This is a genomic window from Janthinobacterium sp. LM6, from assembly GCF_002002885.1.
GTDB lineage: Bacteria > Pseudomonadota > Gammaproteobacteria > Burkholderiales > Burkholderiaceae_D > Janthinobacterium > Janthinobacterium kumbetense.
Genome location: NZ_CP019510.1, coordinates 6,149,794 through 6,169,233 on the forward strand (window position 1 = coordinate 6,149,794; position 19,440 = coordinate 6,169,233).

A 19,440-nucleotide genomic window follows, 5' to 3' on the forward strand; every position below is an offset into this window, starting at 1 on the left:
CAAAACAAGTACAAAACCAAGGCAGCTTGTCCGGTGACCGCCACGATGCGCCACCACGGTGCCAGAATACGTATGCCGTCGTCACAATACATACCGGAGGAGTTGCAGCATGGAGCAGGGTTTGCGCGAAAAAGTAGGACAGCTGTTCATGGTGGGCTTCGACGCCCTGCAGGCGGACGAGCATATCAAGACCTTGATACGCGACAAGAAGGTGGGCGGCGTGATCCTGTTCCGCCGCAACGTGCACACGCCCGCGCAAGTGTCCGCCCTGTGCCGCGAGCTGCAGGAGATCAACGCGGAAGTGTCCGACATTCCGCTCTTGATTTCCATCGACCAGGAAGGCGGCATGGTCATGCGCATCGAGCAGGGCGTCACGCCGATTCCTGCGGCGATGGCCTTCCAGGCGGCCGGCTCCATCGACGACTGCGAACGCATGAACCAGATCAGCGGCGATGAAATGCGCCAGGTGGGCATCAACCTGCTGCTCGCGCCCGTGCTGGACGTGAACAACAACCGCAACAACCCCGTCATCGGCGTGCGCGCGTATGGCGAAGATGCCGCCACTGTCATCGACTACGGCATGGCGGCCATGCGCGGCCAGCGCGCCAGCGGCATGGCCGTCACCGCCAAGCACTTCCCCGGCCACGGCGACACGGCCATCGACACGCATTACGCCATGGCCCTGGTCCCGCACGACAAGGAACGCCTGCACGCCGTGGAACTGGCGCCGTTCCGCGCCGCCATTGCCGGCGGCGTGGACGCCATCATGACGGCGCACGTGGTCTTCCCCGCCTTCGAGTCCGACGCCAGCGTGCCGGCCACCCTGTCGAAGGGCGTGCTGACGGACCTGCTGCGCGGTGAAATGCAATACAAGGGCGTCGTCATCACCGATTGCCTGGAAATGGCGGCCATCGCCGACGGCATCGGCATCGCCCAGGGCGCCATCGCCACCCTGCAGGCGGGCGCCGACATCGTCCTCATCTCGCACCGCGAAGCGCAGCAGACGGCCGCCATCGACGCCGTCATCGACGCCGTGCAGCGCGGCGACATCGCCATCGACCGCATCGACGCCGCTTGCGCGCGCGTGGCTGAACTCAAACGCAACCGCGCCGTGCGCGACTGGCGTGCTCGCCCCGTCGCTCCGCCGGCGCTGATGCAGCCGGCCGCCATGGCCCTGTCGCAGCTGCTGCAAAAGGCCGCCTTGCGCGTGCAGGGCGATTACCGCCCGCTCGACGCGGGCCTGCCCGTGACCCTGCTGACGGTGGAAGTGCGTTCGCGCAGCGAAATCGACGAAGTGGCGCTGGGCCGCAACAAGGAAGCGCGCAGCTCGATGCTGCCGGCGCTGCTCGAAGCGGGCCTGGACGTGCGCGAATACGCCCTATCGGCCGAAGCGCTGGACGAAGAAGTGGCGGCTGCCATTGATTTTGCGCAAGGCGCGCAACAGATCGTGCTGCAAACGTATAACGCCATGTTCGTCGACGGCCAGCGCCGCCTCGTCGACGCCCTGCCGCACGATAAACTGTGGCTGGTGGCGGGCCGTTTGCCCTACGACCTGGACCTGGCGCCGAATGCGCAAGGCCGCCTGGCCGCCTTCGGCTGCCGCCCGGCCGCGCTGGTGCCCGTGGTGGAAAAACTGGCCGGCAAGGCGTAAAGCCACGCTGCCCTCCTGCACATGCCGGGCCTTGCCCGGCATTTTTTATGCCGCGTCGCAATCGAAACGCACGCCCGTCATCTGTTCGCTCAGCGTCCATAGCCGGCGCGCCTTCCCGGGATCGATGGCCCAGCGCCGCACGCCCGGCCCCGTGCTGTCGTCAGGCACCAGGATAGCGATATCGCAATCCTCGCAATACACGCCGCCCATGCCGTCAAGCTGCGCGCTGTTGGCACACCAGACGGCGGTGGCGGCGCCCTGCGCCACGTTCTTGAAACCCGACTGCGGCGGCGGATTCACGTGGCCCGCATCGTCAAGCGCTCCCACCCTGCGCAAATCATCCTGGTCCAGGTGGCGCACCAGCGGCGTCAGGATGGCCCCCGGATGCAGCGAGAAGGCGCGCACGCCGTGCGCCGCACCGCGCCGGTCCAGTTCCACGGCAAACAGGGCATTGGCGCTTTTCGACTGCGCGTACGCGCGCCATTTGTCGTACGGCTGGCGCAGAAAATGCGGGTCGTCCAGGTCGACGCCTGCCTGCCGGTGTCCCAGCGACGACACGCACGCCACGCGCGCGCCCTGCACCTGCCGCAAGGCGGGCCACAGGCGCGCCGTCAACTGGAAATGCCCCAGGTGATTCGTCGCGAACTGCGCCTCGTAGCCGCGCGCATCGCGCAGCAGGGGCGTGGCCATGATGCCGGCGCCGTTCACCAGCAGGTGCAAGGTGCGGCCGGTGGCAAGAAAGGCGGCGGCAAAGGCGTCGATCGATTGCGGATCGAGCAGGTCGAGCGCGGCGACCTCCACGCCGGCCATGCCGGCCAGGGCCGCTTGCGCCTGATGCTGGTCGCGCGCCGGGACGAGCACCCTGGCGCCGGCACCAGCCAGCACGCGCACCGTTTCCCGCCCCAGGCCCGACGCGCCGCCCGTGACGATGGCCTGCACGCCGGACAGGTCGCTGCCGGCCAGCACCTCGCTGGCGGTCGTGGCCGCGCCGAAGCCGGAATGAAGGGGAATTTGCCTGTGATCGCCGTATGTCATGTCTGCCTCTGCATGTGGGTGACCAGCGCGGGATGGCTGGCGACATGCTTATTTTGCGCGGGCTGTTCTGGACGGGGAATGGCGTAAAATCTTCATTACTATCGCCATCGTCCAAAATTGCCGCCACCATGGATTTGCTCTCCAATGTACTCTCGCTGTTTGATACGCGCAGCTCCTACTTTGCCGGCCTGAAGGCGGGCGGCGAGTGGGCCATCGACTTTCCGCCGCCGGACGGCATCAAGTTCAACGCCGTGATCGAAGGCGGCTGCTGGCTGACGGTCGCGGGCATCGACGCTCCCGTGCCGCTGCAGACGGGCGACTGCTTCCTGCTGGCGCCGGGACGCGCGTTCACCCTGGCCAGCACGCCCGGCTTGCCGGCCGCGCCAGCGCTGGAAGTGTACCGGCACACGCAACAGGGCGTGGCCCGCCACGGCACGCCGCAGCACGATTTCTTCCTCATCGGCGGACGCTTCCACTTTGGCGACGAAGCGGCCATCCTGCTCGACTGCCTGCCGCCGCTGCTGCACGTGCGCGGCGATACGGACCAGGCCAGCGTGCTGCACTGGGCCTTGCAACGGCTGGCGCAGGAACTGCAGGCGACGGCGCCCGGCGCGGCGCTGATGACGCGCCACCTTGGCCACATGATGCTGCTGCAAATGCTGCGCCAGTATCTTGAAGCGCAGGCCTCGCACCCGGTGGGCTGGCTGTTCGCCCTGGCCGATCCACGGCTGCGCGCCGCCATCGAGGCCATGCATGCGCAACCGGCGCGGCGCTGGACCTTGGCGCAGCTGGCCGCCGTCGCGGGGCAGTCGCGCTCCGCCTTTGCCTTGCACTTCAAGAAGCGGGTGGGCGTGACGCCGCTCGACTATCTGCTGCGCTGGCGCATGCGCCTGGCCACGCGGCGCCTGAAGGGCGGCAGCGCACCCATCACCTTGATCGCACAGGCACTGGGCTACGATTCCGACAGCGCCTTCAGCCATGCTTTCAAGCGCGTCATGGCCTGCTCGCCGCGCCAGTACCGGCTGCGCCACGCAGGTGCGCAGGCGTAAAAAAACCCGCGCTTGCGGGTTTTAATCATACAAGGTCAGCGCGCCGGCACCGGCGGCAAGGCCGCTACCGCCAGCAAGGCAAACGGTCCGAGGAACAGGCCGATGCCGAACCAGAGTCCCCCGTGGCGGCCGCGCCGGCTGGCCAGCAGCCAGGTGGCGACCGCAAACAAAAACATGAAGATCAACAGTATCGCCATTGCCACTCCTTGCCATACGGAAAGCCCAGTGTAGCCCACGGGCGCGCCCGTGGCTACACTGCAATTAGCGCTGCACCTGCATCAGGATCACGCGCTTGCTGCTGCCGTCGGCTGGCGGCGTGTTTGACGGCGGCGGCGGGCTGTCGCACGAGCCGCAGGAACCGCAACCGCTGCCGCAGCCCGGCGCCACCTTGAAAAAGGTCGACATCTTCGCCTCATCGAGGCCGCAGCGCACGAGGCCCCGCACGATGGCGCGGCGCACGCCCGCCGGCAGGTACTTGGTCGAAAAATGCAGCAGCGCGGCTGCGACGATCAGGGCGACGATGAGGGTTTGCCACATGGTTTTCTCCTAAGCGCCCAGCATCAGGGCGACGCGGTACGTGATGAACGAGGCGGCATACGCCAGCGCGAACATGTAGCCGGCCATCAGCAGCGGATAGCGCCAGCCGCCCGTCTCGCGTTTCACCACGGAGAGCGTCGACAGGCACTGCGGCGCGAACACATACCAGGCCAGCAAGGACAGCGCGGTGGCCAGCGACCACGAATGGGCGATCAGCGGCTCCAGCGTGGTGGCCAGCGCGTCGCCCGTTTGCGACAGCGCGTACACGGTGCCCAGGGCGCCGACGGCCACTTCGCGCGCCGCCATGCCCGGCACCAGCGCGATGCAGATCTGCCAGTTGAAGCCGATCGGCGCGAAGATCACTTCCAGGCCGCGGCCCAGGATGCCGGCCAGGCTGTAGTAGATCGGCGGATGGATGGCGTTATCCGGCGGGCCGGGGAAGGTGCTGAGGAACCACAGGATGATCATCAGGCTCAGGATGATGGTGCCGACGCGCGTGAGGAAGATCTTCGCGCGCTCCCACAGGCTGACGGCCAGGTTGCGCAGGTGCGGCCAGTGGTAGGCCGGCAGTTCCAGCATCAGCGGCTGGTTGCCGCGCACGCCCATGCCGCGCTTCATGACCCAGGCCACGGCCATGGCCGAGATGATGCCGGCGAAGTACAGCACGAACAGCACCAGGCCTTGCAGGCTCAGATAGCCCCATACCTGGCGTTCCGGGATGAAGGCGGCGATGATCAGCGCATACACGGGCAGGCGCGCCGAACACGTCATCAGCGGCGCGATCATGATGGTGACCAGGCGGTCGCGCGGATTCTGGATGGTGCGCGCCGCCATCACGCCGGGAATGGCGCAGGCAAAGCTCGACAGCAGCGGGATGAAGGCGCGGCCGGACAGGCCCACGCCGCCCATCAGGCGGTCCAGCAGGAAGGCGGCGCGCGGCAGGTAGCCGCAGTCTTCCAGGCTCAGGATGAAGAAGAACAAAATCAGGATCTGCGGCAGGAACACCAGCACGCTGCCGACGCCGCCGATGATGCCTTCCACCAGCAGGCTTTTCAGGTGACCGTCAGGCATGTTCGCCGTCAGCACGGCGCCCAGGTGGCCCACGCCATCGGTGATCATTTCCATCGGCGTGGCGGCCCAGGCAAACACGGCCTGGAAGATCAGGAACATCAGCACGGCCAGGATGATGGGGCCGAAGACGGGATGCAGCACCACGTCGTCGATCTTTTCCGTCAGGTTGCCCTTGTCGCTCGTGTCATTGCTGACGGCGGCCAGGATGCGGCGCACTTCGCGCTGGGTTTCTTCGACGCTGACGGCATCGATGGCCGCCAGCGGTTTCGCTTCCACGGCCGGCAGCGGCAGCATGGCGTCGATGGCGTCCAGCAGGGCTTTTTCGCCGTCGTGCTGTACCGCCACGGTTTCCACCACGGGCATGCCCAGTTCCTGCGACAGTTTCACCGTGTCGATCAGCATGCCGCGCTTGCGCGCCACGTCCGTCATGTTCAAGGCCAGCAGCATCGGCAGGCCCAGGCGCTTGACTTCCAGCACCAGGCGCAGATTCAGGCGCAGGTTGGTGGCGTCGACGACGCAGATGATGGCGTCCGGACGCGGGTCGCCGCGGCGCAGGCCGCCCACCACGTCGCGCGTGATGGCTTCATCGGGCGTGGTGGCCGACAGGCTGTAGGCGCCGGGCAGGTCGAGCAGGCGCACGGGCTTGCCGGCTGGCGAGGTGAAATGGCCTTCCTTGCGCTCGATGGTCACGCCGGCGTAGTTCGCCACTTTCTGGCGCGCGCCCGTCAAACGGTTGAACAGCGCGGTCTTGCCGCAGTTCGGATTGCCCAGCAAGGCAATTTGTGGCTGATGCGACGGCTTGTGCACGCCTGCATCCACGATAGTTTCGACAGCACCCATGGTCATTCCGGTTGAAGCAGCGGTTGAATCGTAATCAGCGCCGCTTCGAAGCGGCGCAGTGCGAACGTGGCATTGCCGACCTTGATGGCCAGCGGATCGCCGCCGGGAATGCCGCGCTTGAGCATGCGGATTCGTTCGCCGGGAACGAATCCCAGCTCCATCAAGCGGCGGGCCAGGTCGACGCCGTCCTCCGTCTGTCCTGCCGTATGGGGCGTGATATGCAACACCGTGCCGCTCTGGCCGACTGCCAGCGCATCGAGCGTCATCATGGGTGGAACTAGAGTCATGAGCAAATTCCGTTCAAATTAAGAACACCTGATACCGGCGACGGCGCAAGGCGCCTTGCACCGGTTCCAGGTTTGTGAGGTAAAACGCAACTGTTGCGCATTACCGACAAGCGGCCATTCAATCTGTCCAGACGGCGACCGTCCGAGACAATACCAGCATTATAAACATGAATGCGAATAGTTTTTATTTAGCCCGGAGAGCCGCCCCCATCAAGGGCTGCGTCATTCGGAAACATGGCCTGTCAAGCTGCGGCGCCAGGCCGCCAACTGCCGCACACTTGATCAAAATCACTTGCATTGTCCCCCGCTTTGCGCGACAATGAAACGTAATGATAATGATTCTCATTAAAACACTAGCAACAATGCTTTCCAGCACTAGTATCTGTTCATCCTCCAGCCAGAAGGTGTATCAATGATTGTATGTGTCTGCAACAACATATCTGATCGTGAAATCCGTCAAGCCGTCGATCTTGGCCTGTCCAGCATGGCCGAACTGCGCCGCGACCTGGGCGTGGCCACCTGCTGCGGCAAATGCCACACCTGCGCGCGGGAAGTGCTGAACGATCACCTGAACGCCACCGTGGCGCTGCAAGAAACCGTATTGATGCGAGCTGTACTGACAAACTAAAGAAAGCGATGAACGCCATGACGATGATGCCCCCGCCCGTAACGGTGCAGGCCGTGCAGCAATTTGCCGACTTCGACAAGAAGCGCAACAAATTCGCGCCGCTGATGGCCATCGTCGTCCTGCACATCGCCGGCTTTTACGCCATCCAGAGCGGGCTGCTGAGCCGCGTGGTCACGGCGGCCATGCCGACCATCACCACCATCAGCATCATCGCCCCGCCGGCGCCGCCCAAGCCGCCGGCGCCGTCGGTACCGAAAACCGTGGAATTGAGCGCCCCCGTGCCGCGCGCCGTGATCCCGCCGCTGCCGCTGATCGCCGTGGCGCCGAGCGAACCGACGATCACGCCGCCGCAGCCGACGCGCGCCGAAGCGGCACCGGTTGCCACCGCCGCGCCGACAGCGCCATCGACACCGTCGCCGACGCCACCGGCGCCGTCGACGCCGCGCACCGTCAGCAGCGTCGAATACATCAAGGCGCCGCAACTGATCTACCCGAATCTGTCGCGCCGCCTGGGCGAAAGCGGCACTGTGGTGTTGCGCATCCTGATCAATGAAAAGGGCTTGCCCGAGCAAATCCTGATTCATAAATCGACCGGCTACGGCAACCTCGATGAAGCGGGCCGCCAGGCCGCCCAGCGCGCGCTGTTCAAGCCGATGATCGAAAACGGCAAGCCTGTTCCCGTGTACGTGTTAGTACCGCTGACCTTCCAACTGAGCTAGCCTTCCGGCGGCCACGGCGCCGCTGCCAGCCCGCAAGCACCGCACCCTGTGCCCTGCTTGCTTTTTTGCGCCCTGTTTTCTGTACCAGTCAAGCAACTGCTTGTTTCAGTCTGCCAGCCTACATCCCCGGGCCAGGCAGACTTTTTTTTGGGGTCAGACCCTTTGGGTCTGCCCCCAGCCGTTCAGGTCTAGGGTTAGAGCATGCAAAAAACCGTATTCTCTTCTTCTTAACCCCAGTTTTACATCTCCGCCCACATCCGCAGCAAATTATGATAATGCCCGGTCAAGCCTACCGTCGCCGGTGAATCGCCGTGCTCGCCGCGCACGCTCTGGATGTTTTGATCGAGCTCAAACAGCATGCTGCGTTTCCAGTCCTCGCGCACCATGCTTTGCGTCCACAGGAAGGAGCAGATGCGCTCGCCGCTGGTGACGGGCAGCACCTGATGCACGCTGCTCGACGGATACACGATCACGTCGCCGGCCGGCAGTTTCACTTCATGCGTGCCATACGCATCAACCACCACCAGCTCGCCGCCTTCGTACTCGTCCGGCTCGCTCAAAAACACGGTCGACGAGACGTCGGCGCGCATCGACTGCATGCCGTTTTTCGGCGTGCGGATGGCGCCGTCGATGTGCAGGCCGTAGTGCTCGCCGCCCGCATAGCTGTTGAAGAACGGCGGCAGGATGCGCAGCGGCAGTACGGCGGAAAAGAACAGCGGGTTCGCCATCAGCGCGCGGCTGACGATCTCGCCCAGTTCCAGCGCCAGCGGCGAACCTTCAGCCAGCTGGCGGTTGCGCTTGACTTGCGCGCCTTGCGCCCCGACGCTGGCGCGCCCGTCGACCCAGTCCGTCTGCGCCAGGCGCTGGCGAAACTGCGTGACCTGTTCCGGCGTCAGCACGCCGGGTATATGCAGCATCATCTTGCTATCCTTTTTCAGTAAATATCGCTGCCTGATTATCGCATCGCCGGCAACGGCCAAGAAGACACAAAAGCAAGAACGGACCAACATTTCCCGCCTTTTCAGCACGGCCATGCAGGCGCGCCTGCGGCGGCAACATAGTGACGGGAACGCGAATGAGAATGGCCTTCATTTTCCTTAACAAATAAAAAACGGAAAAATGTGGCAATCCATTTGAGAATGGGTTTTATTCGCACGATATTTACGTTAAAAAGACGGAAAAATGCCGTTTAGCGCCCGAAATCGCTCCTATTTTGCGCTATCATGCGGGCATAGCGAAACCGGCAACCTGCGCGCCACCAGGCAGCCCTGCGCCACCCGGCAGTGAACGCCAGCAGCCTGCGGTTTCATCATCGAACGCGACACAGAACAAAGGAATTCCCATGAAGGGCGATAAAGAAGTCATCCGCATGCTCAACGCACAGCTCACCAACGAACTGTCGGCCATCAACCAGTACTTCCTGCATGCGCGCATGTACAAGCACTGGGGCCTGGAAAAGCTGGGCAAGAAGGAATACGAAGAATCGATCGGCGAAATGAAACACGCCGACAAGCTGATCGACCGCATCCTGATGCTCGACGGCCTGCCGAACCTGCAAGCGCTGCACAAGCTGCTGATCGGCGAGAACACGCCGGAAATGCTGGAATGCGACTTGAAGCTGGAACGCGCCGCGCACGCCACCGTCAAGGAAGGCATCGCCATCAGCGAAAAAGCGGGCGACTACGTCTCGCGCGACCTGTTCCTGATGATCCTGGAAGACACGGAAGAACATATCGACTGGCTGGAAACGCAGATCGACCTGATCGCCAAGGTCGGCATCCAGAACTACCTGCAAAGCCAGATGGCGATTGAGGAGTAATTTCCTTCGTCAGGCGCAAAAAAACCGGCAACAGCCGGTTTTTTTACGTCCGGGCCTTTACTGCGGCACGGTGTCCTTGAACGATTGCCGCTCGGACAGTTTGTCGAACAGGCGCGCCAGCGCGGGGTGATCGGCGCGCCAGTCGATTTCCGGGAAGCGGAAGCTGAGCCAGCCCAGGGTGCAGCCCACGGCCACGTCGGCCAGCGTGTAGTTCTTGCCGGCGCAATACGTACTCTCGCCCAGGCGCGCTTCCAGCGCCGCCAGGCCCAGGGTGACTTTATCGAGCTGGCGCGCGATCCAGGCCGCGCTTTGCTGCTCGGACGGACGCTGCGTGCGCTCCAGGCGCACCAGCACGCCCGCGTCGAGAATGCCGTCGGCCAGCGCTTCCCAGTTCTTGATATCGGCCCGCTCGCGGCCATTGCCGCCGGCCGGCAGCAGTTTACAGACGGGCGTGAGCGTGTCGAGGTATTCGACGATGACTTTCGAATCGATCAAGGTGCTGCCATCCTCCATCACCAGGCAGGGCACCTTGCCCAGGGGATTGGCCTGGGCGATGCGGGTTTCCGGCACCCACACGTTTTCCAGCTCGAAGACATAGTCGAGCTTTTTTTCCGCCAGCACGATACGGGCTTTGCGGACATACGGGCTGGCGAGGGAACCGATCAGTTTCATAGGTACTTTAAGGTAAGGGAGCAGCAAGCAGTATAGCATCGGCGGCAGCGCTGTTTGGCAGCACGCGCCCGGCGGCCCCTCGTGTGTGGCAGGCACGCCGCATCGGGGCCGGATTCGGCCAAATTGCGCTGCGCCGGCGGCCAACGGACGGCTGGCCAGCGGCCAGCGGTGGTAAAATCGCCCTTTACTGTGGCGCCGTCAGTGTTGCTGTATTGCAATAGCCCTGCCCTCCCCGCGCGCCACACGCCAACCGTTTCTTTAACTTGCGTCCGCTCTCATGACTTCTACTACTCCGTATTCCACGCTGTCGGCCCTGTCTCCGCTCGATGGCCGCTACGCCAGCAAGACCGATCTGCTGCGCCCGATCCTGTCCGAAGCCGGTTTCATGCACCACCGCGTGAAAGTGGAAATTTCCTGGTTGCAAGCGCTGTCGCAAGCCGGTTTCGCTGAAATCAAGCCGTTTTCGGCGGAAGCGAACGCCTTGCTCGACAAAATGGCGGCCGACTTCTCGGAAGCCGACGCGGCCCGCATCAAGGCCATCGAAGCGGTCACCAACCATGACGTCAAGGCCGTCGAGTACTGGCTGAAGGAACAAGTGGCGGACGTGCCGGAACTGGTGGCGGCGTCGGAATTCATCCATTTCGCCTGCACCTCGGAAGACATCAACAACACTTCGCACGGCATGATGCTGAAAGCGGCCCGCGACGGCGTGATGCTGCCGGCATTGAACGGCCTGGTGGCCAAGCTGACGCAGATCGCGCACGACAATGCCGACGTGCCGATGCTGTCGCGCACGCACGGCCAGACGGCCAGCCCGACCACCCTGGGCAAGGAGTTCGCCAACGTCGTGGCCCGCTTGCAGCGCGCCGTGAAACGCATCGAACAAGTGGAAATCCTCGGCAAAATGAATGGCGCCGTCGGCAACTACAACGCCCACCTGTCGGCCTACCCCGGCTTCGACTGGCCGGCATTCTCGCAGGCCGTCATCGAACAGCGCCTGGGCCTGGTCTTCAACCCGTACACCATCCAGATCGAGCCGCACGACTACATGGCCGAACTGTTCGACGCCTTCGCGCGCGCCAACACGATCTTGCTGGACCTGAACCGCGACATCTGGACGTACGTGTCGCTGGGCTACTTCAAGCAAAAACTGAAAGCGGGCGAAATCGGTTCCTCGACCATGCCGCACAAGGTCAACCCGATCGACTTCGAAAACTCGGAAGGCAACCTGGGCCTGGCCAACGCCGTGCTGAAACACCTGTCGGAAAAACTGCCCGTCTCGCGCATGCAGCGCGACCTGACCGATTCGACCGTGCTGCGCAATATCGGCGTGGGCCTCGGTTACACCCTGCTGGCCTATGACAGCTGCCTGCGCGGCCTGAACAAGCTGGAAGTGAACCACGCGCGCCTGGCACAAGACCTGGACGCGACGTGGGAAGTGCTGGCCGAGCCCGTGCAAACCGTGATGCGCCGCTACGGCATCGAAAACCCGTACGAGCAGCTGAAAGAGCTGACGCGCGGCAAGGGCATCTCGAAAGAAGCGCTGCAAACCTTCGTCAATGGCCTGGCCATTCCGCAGGATGCCAAGGACGTGCTCTTGACCATGACGCCGGCTAACTACATCGGTATCGCCGCGCAATTGGCCAAAGCCATCTAAGCAGTTTCCACATGGGGATCCTCACGATCCCACTCCCGCGGGGCGGCCAGCACACAAATGCTGCCCGCCCCGCGGTTTTTCCAGCAATCTTTCTTGTAGAATCTGCAGCACGCAGCGCAATTTGCTTTTCTTTGGTATATTAGGCCGAATTAGTCCTAATACGTACTACTTTCAAGAAAGCCGTCGATGCAACGCTACACCACCACCGCCATCATCCTGCACTGGCTGACCGCCCTGCTGATCATCAGCGCCTTCGTCATGGGCCTGGTCATGGTCGATATTCCCGGCCTGACGCCCACCAAACTCAAATATTTCTCGTGGCATAAATGGCTGGGCGTGACCGTGCTGGCCATCGCCGCCATCCGTTTGCTGTGGCGCAAGGCCAACGTGCCGCCACCGCACCCGGCCAGCATGGTTGCCTGGCAAAAGAAGGCGGCCGACGCCATGCACGTGCTGCTGTATATCCTGATCTTCGCCGTGCCCGTCTCCGGCTACCTGTACACCCTGGCCGCCGGCGTGCCCGTGGTCTACCTGGGCCTGTTCCAGTTGCCCGTCATCATGGCGCCGAACCCGGAACTTAAGCCACTTTTAAAAGAGATTCATTATGTTCTGAACATGACGATGGCCGCCGCCGTGGCTGCCCATGTGCTGGCGGCGCTGAAACACCAGTTCATCGACCGTGACGGCGTGCTGAAACGCATGCTGCCATAACGTCCTCCCCTTGCTCACTGAAACACAGGAAAAAACAAGATGAAAACCACCCAACGCATCGTCCTCGCTTCCCTGCTGGGCCTGTCCGTGGCCGCCACCGCCGCCACCCTGCTGAAAGTCGATCCCGCCAAGACCAGCGTGTCGGCCGTGTTCAAGCAAATGAACGTGCCCGTGGAAGCGAAGTTCAAGAAATTCAATATCGCCATCGATTACAACCCGGCCACGCCGGACGCGTCGAAAGCATCGGTGGAAATCGAGACGGCCAGCATCGATATCGGCGACCCGGAATACAACAAGGAAGTGGCCAAGAAAGAATGGTTCAACGCGGCCCAGTTCCCGAAAGCCACCTTCGTCTCGAGCAGCATCAAGGCCGCCGGCGCGGGCAAGCTGACGGTCAGCGGCAAGCTGAGCATCAAAGGCAAGACCACCGACGTGACCTTCCCCCTGACGGTGAAAGCCGACGGCGGCAAATATGCGTTCGACGGCGCCCTGCCGATCAAGCGCCTGACCTACAACATCGGCGAAGGCGAGTGGAAAGACACGAGCATGGTTGCCGACGAGGTCACCATCAAATTCCATGTCGCCGCGCAGTAACACCTGAGAAAACGTCCATGGCTGCGTTGCTCTCGCCTGGCCGTACGTGCGTACTGCCTGCGGCAAGGCGCCTGGCCCTGAACGTTTTTCAACCGTTACTGATTCAAATCACACCACCAACCGATTCTTTTTAGGATATTGATGAAACTTAAGCACTTGATGATCGCCGTGCTGGCAGCCGCCGGCGCGGGTTCGGCCATGGCCGCTACCGATACCTACAACCTCGACCCGACGCACACCTTCCCCAGCTTCGAAGCCGATCACATGGGCATGTCCGTGTGGCGTGGCAAGTTCAACAAGACCAAGGGAACGGTCACCCTGGACCGCGCCGCCAAGGCGGGCAGCCTGGACCTCGTCATCGATGCCGATTCGATCGACTTCGGCCTGGACGCCATGAACACGCACGCGAAGAAAGCGGACATGTTCAACGTCGAGAAATTCCCTGAAATCACCTACAAGAGCAAGTCGCTCAAGTTCAACGGCGAACAGCTGGTGGAAGTCGATGGCGAACTGACCCTGCTGGGCGTGACCAAGCCCGTCAAGCTGAACGTGAGCAAGTTCAAGTGCATCATGCATCCGCGCTACAAGCGTGAAGTGTGCGGCGCCGATGCCACGGCAGAATTCAAGCGCAGCGACTTTGGCTTGAACTACGGCATGCCGGCGTTCTCGCCGGAAGTCAAGCTGGCCATCCAGGTGGAAGCCATCAAGGCCGATTAAACACTGCGTTGCCGCATGACAAGCCCGCCTCGCTGCCCGCAGCCAGGCGGGCTTTTGCATGCGCCATGCGAATCCGCTGGACTTTTCTATCGTGCGGCATCAGTATCAATTTGCCATGACGTGCAGGCCGCACCGCTCTGGCACAACCACTCATCCATCGCGCGGAGGATTACATGAATTTCATTATCTGGATCGTTATTGGCGGTGTCATCGGCTGGCTGGCCAGCATGGTCATGAAAACGGATGCGCAACAGGGCATCTTCCTCAATATCGTCGTCGGTATCGTCGGCGCCTTCCTGGGCGGCTGGCTGCTGGCGCCCCTGTTCGGCACGGGTACCATCAACAGCGACAATTTCAGCCTGTCTTCGCTGCTCGTTTCGTTCCTGGGCGCCGTGATCCTGCTGGGTATCGTGAATCTTTTGCGCCGCGGCAAAATACGCTAAGCAGACCAACAGCAGCACATCGGCAAGTGGCCGGGCCGCGCAAGCGCCCGGCCACTTTTTATTGCTGGCAAGACAATTGTATGGACAATACCACAGCCGCGGCACTGGAAAATGCCCGTTCGCAGCCGGCTCCAGCCCCTGCAATGCTGAAAATAGTGCAATTCTTACAATCAACTACAAACATGCTGTCGGGAAAATGTGATTGACTAGTGCGAGTTCGATACGGATACTCTAGGTCGCCCGCTGAGAAAAAACACTGGGTACACGTTGGTTCCGACTTCCCTTCATGTAAAAGACTAGAACTCGAATGAAAAAATCTTTAATCGCGCTCGCTATCCTGAGCAACTTCGCACACGCCGACGAAGGCATGTGGATGCCCCAACAGCTGCCACAAGTAGCCAAGGAACTGAAAGCGGCCGGACTGAAACTCGATCCGACCACCCTGACCAAACTGACCGAGTTCCCGATGGGCGCCATCGTCAGCCTGGGCGGTTGCTCGGCCTCGTTCGTCTCGCCGCAAGGCCTGGTTGCCACCAACCACCATTGCGTCTACAACAGCGTGGCGGTCAATTCGACCAAAGAGCGCGATTTGCTGGCCAACGGTTTCCTGGCCAAGACGTTCGCTGAAGAATTGCCGGCCGCCCCAGGCAGCCGCATCTTCGTCACCTCCGCCGTGACCAATGTCAGCGACAAGATCATCACCGCCGACGTGGCCAAGCTGCAAGGCAAGGCACGCATCGACGCGATCGAGAAAAACCAGAAGAAACTGGTCGCCGAATGCGAAAAAGAAGCCGGTTTCCGTTGCACCGTGTCGAGCTACTACGGCGGCCTGGAGTTCTACCTGATCAAGCAACTGGAAATCCGCGACGTGCGCCTGGTGCACGCGCCTCCTGCCGGCGTGGGCAAGTTCGGCGGCGACACCGACAACTGGATGTGGCCACGCCACACGGGCGACTACGGTTTCTACCGCGCCTATGTCAGCAAGGACGGCAAAGCTGCCGACTTCAGCAAGGACAACGTGCCGTACCAGCCAAAACACGTGCTGAAACTGGCCAAGGATGGCTTGAAAGAAGGCGATTTCGTCATGGCGCTGGGCTACCCTGGCCGCACCAACCGTCACCGCCTGCCATCGGAAGTGGCATTCACGTTTGACTGGAACTACCCGGCCTTCGTGAAAGCGTCGGGCGAAACCCTGGCCATCATCGCGCGCGAAACCAAGGACAACAAGGATGTTGCCCTGAAATACGCAGGTCAAGTGGCTGGCGTGAACAATTACTACAAGAATCGCCAAGGCATGCTCGATTCGTACGCGGGCAGCGACTTCCTGGCACGCAAGACGGCAGAACATGAAGCCCTGAAAACCTGGGTCAACGCGAATGCTGCCCGCAAGGCGGAATTTGCCGGCGACATCGAGCAAGTGGAAAAGCTGATCGCCGAGCGCGATGCCGACACCAAGCGCGATTTCTTCCTGGGCTACGCACAGCCACGCCTGCTGAACACGGCACGCAGCCTGTACCGCCTGTCCAACGAAAGCACCAAGGCCGACACGGAACGCAAGTCCGGCTACCAGTCGCGCGACTTGCCACGCCTGGAAGCAGGCATCACCTCGGTCGAGCGCACCTACGATGAAAAAGTCGACAAGGCGCTGGTACTGAACAGCCTGGCCAAATACGCCGCGCAACCGGCAGCACAGCGCCGCGCCAGCTTTGACGCCGCCATCGGCATCAAGGACGGCATGTCGCCAGCCGACCTGTCGGCCGCCCTGGACAAACTGTATGCGGGCAGCAAGCTGGCCGACAAGGCCGAGCGCGCAGCATGGCTGAAACGCACGCCAGCCGAATTCCAGGCCAGCAAGGACAGCTTCATCCAGGCAGCCGTCGCCATGTACCCGGATTCGCTGAAAAACGAAGCGGAAGACGAAGAACTGGCAGGCAAGATCCAGCAAGCCTACGCAAACTACATGAAAGCAAAAATTGCCTTCATGAAGAGCAAAGGCCAAGCCGTCTATCCTGACGCCAACAGCACCCTGCGCGTCACCTTCGGCCGCGTTGCCGGCCGTGACCATGGCGCCGACGGCACCACCTGGACCGCGTTCACCACCGTCAATGGCGTCGTTGCCAAAGCCACGGGCGAAGGTGAGTTCAATGCACCAGCGAAACAACTGGCCGCGATCAAAGCCAAGGACTTCGGCAAATTTGTCGATCCGAAGCTGAAAACCGTGCCGGTCGACTACCTGGCCACCCTGGACATCACCGGCGGCAATTCCGGTTCGGCTGCGCTGAACTCGAAAGGCGAATTCATCGGCCTGGCCTTCGACGGCACGCTGGACTCGATCATTTCCGATTGGGACTACAACAAGGCCAATACCCGTTCGATCCAGGTCGACCTGCGCTACATGCTGTGGAACATGAAACACATCGACCACGCAGACAACCTGCTGAAAGAAATGGGCGCTGAATAACAAAAAGCAATAACCCGGCAACGGGCGCTTTAGCCTGAGCCACTCCTGCGGGAGTGGCTTTTTTTTCGCCTAACGTTTTTTCACTTTCGCAAAACGGTAAGGCACGGCTTGCTCTGCGCCAAACACTTGCGCGCTGCCACTTCCCAGCGGCAACATGACCCGCCGGCCATCCTGCAGCAGCAAGGCCAGGTCGGCGCCGGGAAAGCGTTGCGCCAGTAGCGGATAGGCTTGCCGCTCGATGGGGGCGGCGGGAATCACGATGCGGTAATCGCCATCGCCAAAGTCCAGCAGCAGCGCGGGAAGCGCATCGGGCCCCGGCAGCGCCGTGATGCGCAGGCGCGCGCTTCCCTTGACGAGCTCGAAGGCTGACCACAGGGGCAAGGTACGCTGCGTGGCGCCGATCTGCAGCAGCGGCGCGTGGCGCGCATCCGCCGACGTCAGCACGATGTCAGGCCGCTCGTCCGGCACGGCGCCATCGATGGCCAGCAGCCAACCCCGGTAGCGTATCAACGCGCCCTGCGCGCTGGCCATGACGGACCCGCCCTGCGCCACGGGCTCCTTGCCCGCCGGCAAGCGCAACGGCGCCGCCTGTGCCGCCAGGCCTATCCCCCACACCAGCGCCGCCATCGCTACCATCGCCGTCTTGCCCATGCCGCCTCCATCTTTGCGCCTGAAACGTATTCATAACACAAGTCCGGCGATCGCCTCCTGTTGCGCATCAAGGCAGGAGCGCCGGTGCTACAATTGGCCCCTAGCGGGCGTACTTACCCAGCGCGCCTTCCTCCTCCCAGACTCAGACCGCTATGCCACCAGACTTGCGCACGACCTACGAACTCGGTAACCACAACCAGACCACGACCTGGCTGGAATGCATCACCTTCTATCAAGATCTTGCAGCACGCTATCCGCAGGTGCTGCACTTCGAACAGATCGGCCTGTCCGACTCGGGCGTGCCCATCCACGCTGGCGTCGTCAGTGCCGATGGCGTGTTTGACCGCGAGCAAATCAAGCGCACAGGCCGCACCGTGTTCTTCAACAATAACGGCATCCACCCGGGCGAACCGGAAGGCATCGACGCCTGCATGGCCATCGTGCGCGACCTCTGCACGCAGCCGGAACGCCTGGCGGCGCTGGCCAGCACGGTATTGCTGTTCATTCCGATCTACAACGTCGATGGCAGCCTGAACCGCGCCAACACGTCGCGCGTAAACCAGGATGGCCCGGAGCAATTCGGTTTCCGCGGCAACAGCCGCCACCTGGACTTGAACCGCGATTTCATCAAGTGCGACAGCCTGAACGCGCAAGTGTTCAACCGCCTGCTGGCTAGCTGGGACCCGGACGTGATGGTCGACACCCACACGTCGAACGGCGCCGACTACCCGTACACGATGACCCTGATCCACACGCAGACGGATAAGCTGGGCAATGGCCTCGGCCCCTTCCTGCAAGACACCATGCTGCCGCACATCTTTGCGCAGATGGAACAAGCCGGCTGGCCCACCTGCCCTTATGTGAATCCCGTCAAGGACAGTCCCGACCACGGCATCGCCGAATTCCTCGAAGTGCCCCGTTTCTCGACGGGTTTTGCGGCCTTGCATCACGTCATCGGTTTCATGCCGGAAACGCACATGCTGAAACCGTTTGCCGACCGCTACGCATCCATGCGCGCCCTGCTCGACATCACCATGGCGTTCACGGTCAAACATGGTGAACAGATCAAGCAATTGCGCGCGCAAGCGAAGGCGGCCGGCCGCACGCAAGCCGCATGGCCCATCCACTGGGCCATGAATGAAGAGCAACCGTCGACCTTCCCCTTCAAGGGCTATGCAGCGCAATACACGCCGAGTCTGCTGGGCAACTACCAGCGCCTGTCGTACGACCGCTCGCAGCCTTGGGAACGCGATATCACCTACTACAACCGCTTCGATGCGGACGTCACCGTGGCCGCGCCAAAAGCCTATATCGTGCCGCAAGCGTGGCGCGAAGTCATCGAACGGCTGCGCTGGAACGGCGTCGAAATGAGCCGCATCACCACCGAACAGACGGTAACGGCGCGCTACTACCACATCACCGACGTCGGCACGCGGGCCACGGCCTACGAAGGCCACATGTTCCACGACAATGTAGAACTCGAAGCGCGCACGGGCCAGTTCACCGTGCAGGCGGGCGATTATGTCGTCAGCCTGGACCAGGACAACGCCCGCTACGCCGTGGAAACCCTGGAACCGCAGGCGCACGACAGCTTCTTCCGCTGGGGTTTCTTCAACAGCGTACTGGAAAAGAAAGAAGCGTTTTCCGATTATGTGTTCGAGGACATGGCATCCGAGCTGCTGCGCGACGAGCCGGCGCTGGCCGCCAAGTTTGCTGAGTGGAAAGCAGCGAATCCCGCCCTGCTGAGCAATCAGGAAGCCGTGCTGAACTTCATCTTTGCACACTGCCAGCGCTTTGCCGAGCCAGAATGGCGTAGATATCCCGTGATTGCCCTGATGTAAATCAAGGCTGTAGCGACTGCAACATCCTGGCGCCGCATCGGAGACCCCGGTGCGGCG

General features: G+C 62.3%; 20 protein-coding genes. 12 read left to right on the plus strand and 8 right to left on the minus strand.

The window, feature by feature from the left end; all coding sequences use genetic code 11:
* The first annotated feature begins 109 nt into the window (after positions 1 to 109).
* On the plus strand, positions 110 to 1,651 hold the full coding sequence (nagZ, locus tag BZG29_RS27040; protein WP_077408809.1) for a beta-N-acetylhexosaminidase: 1,542 nt from the start codon (positions 110 to 112) through the stop codon (positions 1,649 to 1,651).
* Between the two features lie 45 nt (positions 1,652 to 1,696).
* On the opposite strand, the gene BZG29_RS27045 is transcribed toward nagZ, so the two are convergent.
* Complete coding sequence (locus BZG29_RS27045; protein WP_077408810.1) at positions 1,697 to 2,686, minus strand: oxidoreductase; 990 nt, start codon at positions 2,684 to 2,686, stop codon at positions 1,697 to 1,699.
* A 128-nt stretch (positions 2,687 to 2,814) separates the two neighbouring features.
* On the opposite strand from BZG29_RS27045, the gene BZG29_RS27050 reads away from it, so the two are divergent.
* Complete coding sequence (locus tag BZG29_RS27050; RefSeq protein ID WP_077408811.1) at positions 2,815 to 3,735, plus strand: AraC family transcriptional regulator; 921 nt, start codon at positions 2,815 to 2,817, stop codon at positions 3,733 to 3,735.
* 35 nt (positions 3,736 to 3,770) lie between these two features.
* Here the strand turns inward: BZG29_RS27050 and BZG29_RS28290 are convergent, their stop codons facing one another.
* From BZG29_RS28290 to BZG29_RS27065, 4 genes are all read right to left on the minus strand, one after another.
* Entirely contained in the window at positions 3,771 to 3,932 is a 162-nt protein-coding gene (locus BZG29_RS28290) for a hypothetical protein (protein WP_161784184.1), read from the minus strand.
* A 64-nt stretch (positions 3,933 to 3,996) separates the two neighbouring features.
* Positions 3,997 to 4,272, minus strand: coding sequence for a hypothetical protein (locus BZG29_RS27055; protein ID WP_077408812.1), 276 nt, complete (start codon positions 4,270 to 4,272; stop codon positions 3,997 to 3,999).
* Positions 4,273 to 4,281: 9 nt separating this feature from the next.
* A complete protein-coding gene (locus BZG29_RS27060; RefSeq protein WP_077408813.1) occupies positions 4,282 to 6,183 on the minus strand; it encodes a ferrous iron transporter B in 1,902 nt (633 codons plus the stop codon).
* Positions 6,184 to 6,185: 2 nt separating this feature from the next.
* Complete coding sequence (locus tag BZG29_RS27065; RefSeq protein ID WP_077408814.1) at positions 6,186 to 6,470, minus strand: FeoA family protein; 285 nt, start codon at positions 6,468 to 6,470, stop codon at positions 6,186 to 6,188.
* Between the two features lie 412 nt (positions 6,471 to 6,882).
* Here BZG29_RS27065 and BZG29_RS27070 point away from each other — a divergent pair, with 412 nt between their 5' ends.
* Both BZG29_RS27070 and BZG29_RS27075 read left to right on the plus strand, forming a co-directional pair.
* The gene (locus BZG29_RS27070) at positions 6,883 to 7,098 is read left to right on the plus strand and encodes a (2Fe-2S)-binding protein (protein WP_034745611.1); all 216 of its coding nucleotides are present in this window, start codon (positions 6,883 to 6,885) and stop codon (positions 7,096 to 7,098) included.
* 17 nt (positions 7,099 to 7,115) lie between these two features.
* Entirely contained in the window at positions 7,116 to 7,817 is a 702-nt protein-coding gene (locus tag BZG29_RS27075) for an energy transducer TonB (RefSeq protein ID WP_077409313.1), read from the plus strand.
* Between the two features lie 239 nt (positions 7,818 to 8,056).
* Here the strand turns inward: BZG29_RS27075 and BZG29_RS27080 are convergent, their stop codons facing one another.
* Positions 8,057 to 8,737, minus strand: coding sequence for a Fe2+-dependent dioxygenase (locus BZG29_RS27080; protein WP_077408815.1), 681 nt, complete (start codon positions 8,735 to 8,737; stop codon positions 8,057 to 8,059).
* A 422-nt stretch (positions 8,738 to 9,159) separates the two neighbouring features.
* Between BZG29_RS27080 and bfr the strand changes: the two genes are divergently transcribed.
* The gene (bfr, locus tag BZG29_RS27085) at positions 9,160 to 9,636 is read left to right on the plus strand and encodes a bacterioferritin (RefSeq protein WP_034745609.1); all 477 of its coding nucleotides are present in this window, start codon (positions 9,160 to 9,162) and stop codon (positions 9,634 to 9,636) included.
* Positions 9,637 to 9,693: 57 nt separating this feature from the next.
* Here bfr and BZG29_RS27090 read toward each other — a convergent pair whose 3' ends face one another.
* Positions 9,694 to 10,308 (minus strand): glutathione S-transferase N-terminal domain-containing protein, encoded by a 615-nt coding sequence (locus BZG29_RS27090; RefSeq protein ID WP_077408816.1) that lies wholly within the window; start codon positions 10,306 to 10,308, stop codon positions 9,694 to 9,696.
* A gap of 277 nt (positions 10,309 to 10,585) precedes the next feature.
* Between BZG29_RS27090 and purB the strand changes: the two genes are divergently transcribed.
* The 6 genes from purB (at position 10,586) to BZG29_RS27120 (ending at position 16,891) form a co-directional block, all read left to right on the plus strand.
* Entirely contained in the window at positions 10,586 to 11,965 is a 1,380-nt protein-coding gene (gene purB, locus BZG29_RS27095) for an adenylosuccinate lyase (protein WP_077408817.1), read from the plus strand.
* Positions 11,966 to 12,151: 186 nt separating this feature from the next.
* A complete protein-coding gene (locus BZG29_RS27100) occupies positions 12,152 to 12,676 on the plus strand; it encodes a cytochrome b (RefSeq protein ID WP_046684510.1) in 525 nt (174 codons plus the stop codon).
* A gap of 39 nt (positions 12,677 to 12,715) precedes the next feature.
* Complete coding sequence (locus BZG29_RS27105; protein ID WP_034778891.1) at positions 12,716 to 13,270, plus strand: YceI family protein; 555 nt, start codon at positions 12,716 to 12,718, stop codon at positions 13,268 to 13,270.
* 141 nt (positions 13,271 to 13,411) lie between these two features.
* Complete coding sequence (locus BZG29_RS27110; RefSeq protein ID WP_077408818.1) at positions 13,412 to 13,987, plus strand: YceI family protein; 576 nt, start codon at positions 13,412 to 13,414, stop codon at positions 13,985 to 13,987.
* A 173-nt stretch (positions 13,988 to 14,160) separates the two neighbouring features.
* Positions 14,161 to 14,430 (plus strand): GlsB/YeaQ/YmgE family stress response membrane protein, encoded by a 270-nt coding sequence (locus BZG29_RS27115; RefSeq protein ID WP_071075198.1) that lies wholly within the window; start codon positions 14,161 to 14,163, stop codon positions 14,428 to 14,430.
* 307 nt (positions 14,431 to 14,737) lie between these two features.
* Positions 14,738 to 16,891: a S46 family peptidase gene (locus tag BZG29_RS27120; RefSeq protein WP_077408819.1), complete on the plus strand. Its 2,154-nt coding sequence runs from the start codon at positions 14,738 to 14,740 to the stop codon at positions 16,889 to 16,891.
* A gap of 69 nt (positions 16,892 to 16,960) precedes the next feature.
* Here the strand turns inward: BZG29_RS27120 and BZG29_RS27125 are convergent, their stop codons facing one another.
* On the minus strand, positions 16,961 to 17,542 hold the full coding sequence (locus tag BZG29_RS27125) for a hypothetical protein (protein ID WP_077408820.1): 582 nt from the start codon (positions 17,540 to 17,542) through the stop codon (positions 16,961 to 16,963).
* Between the two features lie 152 nt (positions 17,543 to 17,694).
* On the opposite strand from BZG29_RS27125, the gene BZG29_RS27130 reads away from it, so the two are divergent.
* The gene (locus BZG29_RS27130) at positions 17,695 to 19,383 is read left to right on the plus strand and encodes a M14 family zinc carboxypeptidase (protein ID WP_077408821.1); all 1,689 of its coding nucleotides are present in this window, start codon (positions 17,695 to 17,697) and stop codon (positions 19,381 to 19,383) included.
* The last annotated feature ends 57 nt before the right edge of the window (positions 19,384 to 19,440 follow it).

Coding starts and splice junctions, on each gene's coding strand:
- BZG29_RS27045 (WP_077408810.1), bottom strand. CDS start 2,686: ATGACATACGGCGATCACAGGCAAATTCCCCTTCATTCCGGCTTCGGC.
- BZG29_RS27125 (WP_077408820.1), bottom strand. CDS start 17,542: ATGGGCAAGACGGCGATGGTAGCGATGGCGGCGCTGGTGTGGGGGATA.
- BZG29_RS27065 (WP_077408814.1), bottom strand. CDS start 6,470: ATGACTCTAGTTCCACCCATGATGACGCTCGATGCGCTGGCAGTCGGC.
- BZG29_RS27115 (WP_071075198.1), top strand. CDS start 14,161: ATGAATTTCATTATCTGGATCGTTATTGGCGGTGTCATCGGCTGGCTG.
- nagZ (WP_077408809.1), top strand. CDS start 110: ATGGAGCAGGGTTTGCGCGAAAAAGTAGGACAGCTGTTCATGGTGGGC.
- BZG29_RS27130 (WP_077408821.1), top strand. CDS start 17,695: ATGCCACCAGACTTGCGCACGACCTACGAACTCGGTAACCACAACCAG.
- BZG29_RS27100 (WP_046684510.1), top strand. CDS start 12,152: ATGCAACGCTACACCACCACCGCCATCATCCTGCACTGGCTGACCGCC.
- BZG29_RS27090 (WP_077408816.1), bottom strand. CDS start 10,308: ATGAAACTGATCGGTTCCCTCGCCAGCCCGTATGTCCGCAAAGCCCGT.
- BZG29_RS27110 (WP_077408818.1), top strand. CDS start 13,412: ATGAAACTTAAGCACTTGATGATCGCCGTGCTGGCAGCCGCCGGCGCG.
- bfr (WP_034745609.1), top strand. CDS start 9,160: ATGAAGGGCGATAAAGAAGTCATCCGCATGCTCAACGCACAGCTCACC.
- BZG29_RS27080 (WP_077408815.1), bottom strand. CDS start 8,737: ATGATGCTGCATATACCCGGCGTGCTGACGCCGGAACAGGTCACGCAG.
- BZG29_RS28290 (WP_161784184.1), bottom strand. CDS start 3,932: ATGGCGATACTGTTGATCTTCATGTTTTTGTTTGCGGTCGCCACCTGG.
- BZG29_RS27105 (WP_034778891.1), top strand. CDS start 12,716: ATGAAAACCACCCAACGCATCGTCCTCGCTTCCCTGCTGGGCCTGTCC.
- BZG29_RS27055 (WP_077408812.1), bottom strand. CDS start 4,272: ATGTGGCAAACCCTCATCGTCGCCCTGATCGTCGCAGCCGCGCTGCTG.
- BZG29_RS27120 (WP_077408819.1), top strand. CDS start 14,738: ATGAAAAAATCTTTAATCGCGCTCGCTATCCTGAGCAACTTCGCACAC.
- BZG29_RS27060 (WP_077408813.1), bottom strand. CDS start 6,183: ATGGGTGCTGTCGAAACTATCGTGGATGCAGGCGTGCACAAGCCGTCG.
- purB (WP_077408817.1), top strand. CDS start 10,586: ATGACTTCTACTACTCCGTATTCCACGCTGTCGGCCCTGTCTCCGCTC.
- BZG29_RS27075 (WP_077409313.1), top strand. CDS start 7,116: ATGACGATGATGCCCCCGCCCGTAACGGTGCAGGCCGTGCAGCAATTT.
- BZG29_RS27070 (WP_034745611.1), top strand. CDS start 6,883: ATGATTGTATGTGTCTGCAACAACATATCTGATCGTGAAATCCGTCAA.
- BZG29_RS27050 (WP_077408811.1), top strand. CDS start 2,815: ATGGATTTGCTCTCCAATGTACTCTCGCTGTTTGATACGCGCAGCTCC.